General features: G+C 52.6%; 3 protein-coding genes. All 3 read left to right on the forward strand.

Going from position 1 to position 8,214, the window contains the following annotated elements; all coding sequences use genetic code 11:
• The coding region (locus C5O24_RS09110) for a hybrid sensor histidine kinase/response regulator transcription factor (RefSeq protein WP_107681731.1) at window positions 1-2,726 on the forward strand (2,726 nt) is incomplete at its 5' end.
• A 365-nt stretch (window positions 2,727-3,091) separates the two neighbouring features.
• Window positions 3,092-6,214, forward strand: a complete 3,123-nt coding sequence (locus C5O24_RS09115) for a SusC/RagA family TonB-linked outer membrane protein (RefSeq protein WP_107036401.1) — start codon at window positions 3,092-3,094, stop codon at window positions 6,212-6,214.
• A 21-nt stretch (window positions 6,215-6,235) separates the two neighbouring features.
• The gene (locus C5O24_RS09120) at window positions 6,236-7,972 is read left to right on the forward strand and encodes a RagB/SusD family nutrient uptake outer membrane protein (RefSeq protein ID WP_107036402.1); all 1,737 of its coding nucleotides are present in this window, start codon (window positions 6,236-6,238) and stop codon (window positions 7,970-7,972) included.
• Window positions 7,973-8,214: the final 242 nt, after the last annotated feature.

Raw genomic sequence — 8,214 nt, forward strand, 5'->3', positions numbered from 1 at the left:
TGTTTATCCTGTCGGGCTGCACTGAGGTCAAGACCTATAGAATCGGTGTGTCGCAATGCAGCGAGGATGACTGGCGAATGAAACTGAACGATGAGATCAATCGCGAGATAATGTTTCATGAGGACGCCGAGGTGGAGATCCGATCGGCCAACGACAACAGTGCAAAGCAGATCGATGACATCAGATATTTTGTCAGCCACGGTTTTGACATAATAATAGTCTCGCCCAACGAGGCGACTACCCTCACTCCTGTGATCAGGGAAGTATACGGGAATGGAATGCCGGTGGTCATCTTTGACCGAAACATCAACGACAACACATATACCGCACGTATCGGCGTGGATGACGAGGGCATAGGACGCTCGGCGGCCACATACGCCCGGAATCTGGCCGGCGACAACGCCAAGGCCATAGAGATCGGCGGTCTGGAAGGATCCACACCAGCCTACGGACGCCATAAGGGCTTTGCAAGCGAATTCGAATCTCTCGGCGGGACTCTGCTTGCAAGCGTGGCAGCCGACTGGAACAAAGAGGACGCAATCAGGGTGGCCGACTCCCTTCTGAAGCTGTATCCCGAGGTCAATCTCATATACGCCCACAACGACAGGATGGCGATCGGCGCTTCGGAAACGGTGAGACGCCTCGGACGTGACGACATAAAGATCATAGGCATCGACGCCGCACCTGAAATAGGCATACAGGCTGTGGCTGACACTCTGATCGACGCCACATTCCTTTATCCAACAGAGGGACACAGAATCATACAGACGGCTCTTGCCATACTCAAGGGCAAACCATACAACCGGGAAACCATACTCCCCGCATCGTCGGCCGTAGACCTGAGCAATGCCGACATACTTCTGCTCCAGAACGAGACTCTTAAGGAGGAGACCTGTAAAATGAGACTGTTAAAGGCCCGTATCGATGACTATTGGGCGCAGCATTCATCGCAGACATCACTGTTTTATGCGAGCATCGCGATCATAATACTTCTGTTTGGCGTGGGTTTTCTGCTACTACGTGCCTACTGGCAGCGCAGCCGCCACCAAAAAGAGCTTATGACACAGAACCGCCTGCTCGGCGAGGAGCGCGACAAGCAGGCTCTACTCAACAGTCAGCTGCAGGAGGCCACACAGTCAAAACTGATGTTTTTCACAAATGTGTCGCACGATCTGCGCACTCCTCTGACACTGATATCCGAACCTGTAGCCCGACTTGCATCTGCCGATAATCTCACTCCCCATCAGCACACCCTGATGAAGATAGCTGACAAAAACGTGAGAATACTGCAACGGCTGATAAACCAGATACTGGATTTCCGCAAGTATGAGAACGGCAGGCTTGAACTGCGGCTCTCGGAGGTGGATTTCAGCCGGTCGGTCAGCGACTGGATGAAGTCATTCCACACAATTGCCAGAGAGCGCGACATGAAACTGTCGCTTGTATGCAGTCCGGCTGACACTCCCATGCCAGCCGCCATCGACGTGGAGAAGATCGAACGTGTGTTTTTCAATCTGCTTTCCAATGCGCTGAAACATACCCCCGACAACGGATCCATAACCGTTTCGATCGAGTACGACGCACAGAACATCGTACTGAAAGTGGCCGACACCGGCGAAGGGATAAGCGAAAGAGATATCGGCAACATATTCGACCGTTTCTATCAAGCCGACCGCATACACCCCAGAGGTTCGGGCATAGGGCTATCGCTCGCCAAGGCATTTGTGGAACTTCATGGCGGAATCATCACGGTGGAAAGCGCTCTCAGAAAAGGATCGGTGTTTACTGTTGTCCTGCCGGTAAGACACGTGGCCGAATCGGCTGTGGACACCGAAAAGCGGATCGACCACGACAGTGTGAATTCTGAACTTGGCCGCATAGAGTGCGAGGCAGATACGACAGTGGACTCCGGCAAACCAATCGTGCTCATAATCGACGACAACAGGGACATACAGCGGCTCATCGGCGAGTTGCTCAATGATGACTACAACATATTGACGGCGTCAAACGGCAAGGATGGAGTGGCCAAGGCTGCCCGCTATGTGCCCGATCTGGTCATCTGCGACGTCATGATGCCCGTGATGGATGGTATGGAATGCTGCCGCCGTATCAAGAACGAGATAACCACATCTCATATCCCTGTGCTGATGCTGACGGCATGTTCGATGGACGAACAGAGAGCACAGGGTTATGAGAGCGGCGCCGACGGCTATATTTCGAAACCGTTTGACAGCCATGTGCTCAAAGCCCGTTGCGCGAACCTGATTTCATGTCGCAAACGCATAAAAGAGCTATGGCTGACGACTTCGCCTCATCACAATGCAGGCAAAGACAGCGACGGACGGCCACAGACCGAATCGGGCGCATCAGTCACCACCCCGTCCGATATAGACAATGAGTTTTACAACCGCTTTCTCACTATATTCAAGGAAGAGATGGGCAATGCCGACCTCAACGTCGACGCTATCGCCTCAATGATGGGACTTGAACGGTCGCAATTCTACCGCAAGATAAAGGCTCTGACCAACTATGCGCCGGTGGAACTGATACGTCGCCTGAGACTTCAGCGTGGACGGATGCTGCTGACCACGACCGACAAGACCATCAGCGAGATCGCATACGAGATCGGATTCTCCAATCCGGCATATTTCACTAAATGCTATCGGGAAGCCTACGGCGAGACTCCTACTGCCGCACGCAACCGGCTGACCGGCCCGACTTCCTGAACAGTGACGGTGGGCGATGCCGTCACAGCATTCCGCTGCAACTCCGTGCGGGACTATGTCACCCAAGCTCGGATCTGGGCTTCAAAAGCCCCCCCGCCATAGAGAAACGAAACATGGCGCTTTGTCAAAAAAACGGCTTTTTGACAAAGCGTCATTGTTGTTATCCTGATGGCGAATGGGGTTGTCAGAGCGGTTGGACTGTTCCCCCTCTTGCTACACATATCATTAAAAACAGGGCATTTGACATTAAAAATCGTGCATTGCACAAAAATTCATAGTCTGAACATCATCTATTATATGCTGTCCATGGCGCATAGGGCTACATTTGCAGCAAAATTCACAACAAACTCAAAAACCAATCATAGATGAAAAGAACAATTCTCGGTGCAGTATTGCCGTTGCTGATGGCAATCATGGCACAGGCACAGAACATTGCTGTGAGAGGAACAGTGCTTTCAGAAACCGATGACGAACCGCTTGTCGGAGCGTCTATCTTCTGCGAGGCCAACAAAACCTCGGCCGTCACAGACATTGACGGCAAGTTTGAGATTTCGGTTCCTGGAGGAGCTCTCCTGAAAATATCGTATGTGGGCTTCAACACAACCCATGTCAAAGCCTCTGCCGACATGACGATCCATCTTGAAGAGAATATCGAGTCGCTCGACGAAGTGGTTGTGGTCGGTTACCAGACTGTAAAAAAAGCCGATCTTACCGGCGCCGTATCGGTCGTTTCCACCAAATCGCTTGAAACGTCGTCAGACACAGATCCAATGCGTGCCCTTCAGGGTAAGGTGCCGGGCATGACGATAACCGGCAACGGTTCGCCGAGCGGCACCGGCTCTGTGCGTATCCGCGGCATTGGTTCGTTCAATGCCTCACAGGATCCGCTGTTTGTGATTGACGGGGTTCCTACCACAGCGACACTGAACTCACTCAACATGAACGATATCGAAAGCATGCAGGTGCTGAAGGATGCTGCTTCTGCATCGATCTATGGCTCTCGTGCCGCCAACGGTGTTATAATCATCACCACCAAACGTGGCAAAGCATCGCAAGGCAACAAGATCAATGTGAGCTTCTCCGCGAATCTCACTGCACAGTTCTATTCATCTCAGTCAACAATGAAGCTGCTTGACACTCCCGGATATGCCACCGCAATGGCTCAGGCGGCTATGAACGACGGCATCGATCCTGCAGCGTATGCTTCGAGCTACGGCCTTGACCTCCATGCTCCGTCGGGATATCCAGTCAGGATCTATGACATCGCCAGCAACAGATATGTGGATTATACGGTCAACGGCCTGTATGACGGATATATCAACTCCCGGCGCACCATGATGATGTCGAACACCGACTGGCTCGACGAGATTTCCCGTACAGGCTTTTCCCAAAGTTATGACGCATCGGTCTCATCGGCCACAGACAAGAGCACGGTGTTTTTCTCCATGGGGTATAAAAAGAATGACGGTATACTGAAATATACCGACTTCGAGAATATCGCGGCTCGTGTAAACTCCACTTTCAATGTCAGCAAGGCAGTGTCGGTAGGTGAGAACTTCACTCTCACACACACCAAGCAGGTCGACTGCCAGCCGATGGAAAACGCCCTGAAAATGCCAACGACAGTACCGGTGTTCGAAACCGACGGCACTACTTATGCCGGTCCGGTAGGCAGCATGGCAGACCGACAGAACCCCTTGCGCGAACTTGCTTTCAACAAAGACAACGCCCTCAATATATGGAGGCTATTCGGCAACGCATTCATCGACATCAGACCCGTCAAAGGACTGACACTGCGCAGCAACTTCGGCCTCGACTATGATGCGGCCTTTATACACTCATACAATTATACCTTCCACAGCGATATTGTCAACAACGACACCAATTCGACAACCCTCTCGCAGGCCAATGACTCCAAGTGGACCTGGACCAATACGGCCAACTACAGCCTCACTCTGGCCAACGACCATACGCTGACCCTTCTGGCCGGCATGGAGATGTTCCGCCAGAGCCGCATCGACTTTTCGGGCTATAACGAAGACTATGACATCGAGACCCCCGACTATATGTATCCCGACGCATCGGTAGGCGTGGAGAAATCGACCGGCAACAAGTCGGCCTACGCCCTTGTGTCATATTTCGGCAAAGCCGACTACAACTGGCGCAATCTTCTGCTGGCATCATTCACCATACGCCGCGACGGATCGTCGCGCTTCGGCCGCAACAACCGCTACGGAACTTTCCCGGCGGCCACACTCGGCTACCGTATTTCGGAAAACATCAGAAAATCGTGGCTCAATGACCTGAAGATACGTCTGTCATGGGGCAAGACCGGCAATCAGGCTATATCCAACACTGCCCGCTACGCACTCTACGTGACCGATTACGGCAATGACCGCGTCACATCGACCGCCTACGACCTCCTGCTTCAGCAAAGCGGCATTTTCCCTTCAGGATATGTTGCCAGCCAGACCGCCAACGACAATCTGAAATGGGAAACGACGATACAATACAACGCCGGAATTGACTACAGCTTGTTTGGAAACCGACTGTTCGGAACGGTCGACGCATACATCAAGGATGTAAAAGACATGCTCATAACACCGGCCTATCTCGGCGCCATGGGTGAAGGAGGCGCATCATGGCTTAACGGCCCGTCGCTGCGCAACTGGGGCATGGAATTCCAGACAGGATGGCGTGACGAGCTGAACTGCGGTCTTTCCTACAGGACATCGCTCAATCTTGACTTCTTCCGCAACCGCGTCACATATCTTCCCTCCACAACTACCGGCTCGTATGCCCACACTACCAGCGAAAACCTCGTGGAGTCGCGACAGCCTTACGGCTCGATGACGGGCTATGTGTTCGACGGTCTGTTCCAGACACAGCAAGAGGCCTCGGCATCGGGACAGGACAATGCGCGCATGGGAGGGATGAAATATGCCGATCTCAATGGCGACGGACGTATCACCCCCGATGACCAGACCTGGATATTCAATCCCGTGCCGGATCTGTCATTCGGCCTGAATGTCGAACTCGGATACAAGAATTTCGACTTCCAGATGTTCTGGCAAGGTGTGTTGGGGCAGGACGTCTACAACAACCAGAAGTTTCAGAACGACTTCTGGAGCGTGACCGATGCCGGAAGCAACAAGGGCAGTCGCCTGCTTGGCGCATGGCTTCCTGACGTCAACACCTCGTCGACCATCCCGATGCTGACCACCAACAATAAAGGCGATGAAGGCCGCGCATCATCCTACTTCGTGGAAAACGGCTCATACGCAAAACTCCGCACGCTCCAGCTCGGTTACAGTCTGCCAGACAAGCTTCTTTCGAAACTCCGCATGAACAAGGCTCGTGTATATGTTTCAGGACAGAATCTGCTGACAATCAAGAGCCGTTCGCTCACCTGCTCCGATCCGGAAAATCCCAATTGGGCGTATCCTATACCGACATCCGTTTCATTCGGACTCCAACTTGATTTCTAATCCTGCAACAACATCCTAATAATGAAAGCAATAAAATACTTACTTCTGTCAGCTATCCTGCCGACATTTTCGGCGTGCAACGATTTCATTGACGTTCCACCGACAGGAGTCATCGACGGAGAACTCGCATATTCCCAGCCAGACAAAATGGTGAACGCAGCCTATGCCTCGCTTGGCGACTGCTGGTATTCCTATCCCTTCAATCTGTGGCCTTATGGCGATCTCGGATCTGATGACTGCCTCAAAGGTGGCGGCGGCACAACCGACACCGGCTATCATCCCATGGAGATCTGGTCGACACTCACTTCCACTCCCGGCGAGCTCGACGAACTGTGGTATCGTCTTTACTGCAACATATCGCGATGCAACCGAGCACTTACAGCGCTGGAACAATACGGCATAGAGAAACTCGGCGGAGCGACAGCAGCCCGGCGTGAGGCGGAGATCCATTTCCTGCGCGGCCACAGCTACTTCAAGCTCGTCACCATGTTCCGTCAGGTGCCATGGATCGACAAAGCCGTGTTCGAACAGAGCACACACGAACAGATAAAAAACAATGAATTCACCTATCAGGAACTGATGGGGAAGGTGATCGGCGAGTTCGAGCTGGCTTTCGAAGGTCTTCCCCTCGAAGCGGAGGATGGCGGCGGACGCGCCAACAAGGTGGCCGCGGCGGCATATCTCGCCAAATGCTATCTGACTCTTGCCTGGGGCGACGGATACGAGGCTACTACCGGCACCGGATTCATAAACGCGGAATACATGAACAAAGTGGTGGAATACACCGAGATCGTAAAGAACTCCCGCTATGGGTATCTTGAGGATTTCGGCGACATATTCCTTCCGGAATACAAGAACAGCAAGGAATCCGTGTTTGCTGTGCAGACCTCGCAATATACTGACGACAACACTCGTTTTGGCCGCGCCAACTGGTCGAATACCCTTAACGGCTGCTGGGGCATGTGGTCGTGTGGCTGGGACTTCCACAAACCGTCGCAGAATCTGGTCAATGCGTTCAAGACACAGAACGGTCTGCCGATGTTCGACTCGTTCAATGACACCGACATCTATCCGGTCAACGGCATACCATCCACCCAGAAATGGGATCCGCGCCTGTTCCACACGGTCGGAATGCCAACATTTCCCTACAAATACGAGGATGAGTACATCATGACGCTCGACAACTCCCGAACGCCGAACACCTATGGCTACTACACTTCGCTCAAAGAAGTGCCGCAGCGTAGCGCCGGAGAAACTTTCGAGGGTTCATGGCAGGCTTTTGCGATGAATGACTACGTGATACGCTACACCGACGTGATGCTCATGCGGGCCGAGGTGCTGATAGAGCTTGGACGTCTGCCGGAAGCCCGCGAAATCATCAACGACATACGCCAGCGCGCAGCCAACTCGATCGACAAGCACATAGCATATGCCAGCGAGTATTGCGAAATATCTCCCTATCCGTCTTCATATTTCGCCAGCAAGGAAACCGCACGCGAATGCCTGCGCTGGGAGCGACGCCTCGAAATGGCCATGGAAAGCAGCCGCTACTTCGATCTGCGCCGATGGGGCATAGCATCCACTGTGCTGAACGCATATTTTGAGTCTGAAAAAAACTCGGTGTATAATGACACCAGATACGGACAGTATTATCAGGATGCCCACTACACCGCAGGCAAAAACGAATTCTATCCGATCCCCTACAACCAGCTTTATTATGTTCCCGGACTGTATGTGCAGAACAAAGGCTACAACTGATCAAGGATACATGTCATAACGGCTCATCCGGGCCGCTATGACAACGCACTTGGCCAAACGTATGCACCTCAAAGGCGCTGTGTCGAAATGTCGGATTTTGGCACAGCGCCTCTACTATTTTTTACCGCGCTGTGTAATCATCCTCTGCTGAAACTACGGCAGCAGTCATTAAGAGTATGTTTGAATTTAACACGAAGAAATATATAGGGACTTCTTTCCATCCCCTCAAAGGTCTTTTCGGG

Source organism: Paramuribaculum intestinale (genome assembly GCF_003024925.1).
Taxonomy (GTDB): domain Bacteria; phylum Bacteroidota; class Bacteroidia; order Bacteroidales; family Muribaculaceae; genus Paramuribaculum; species Paramuribaculum intestinale.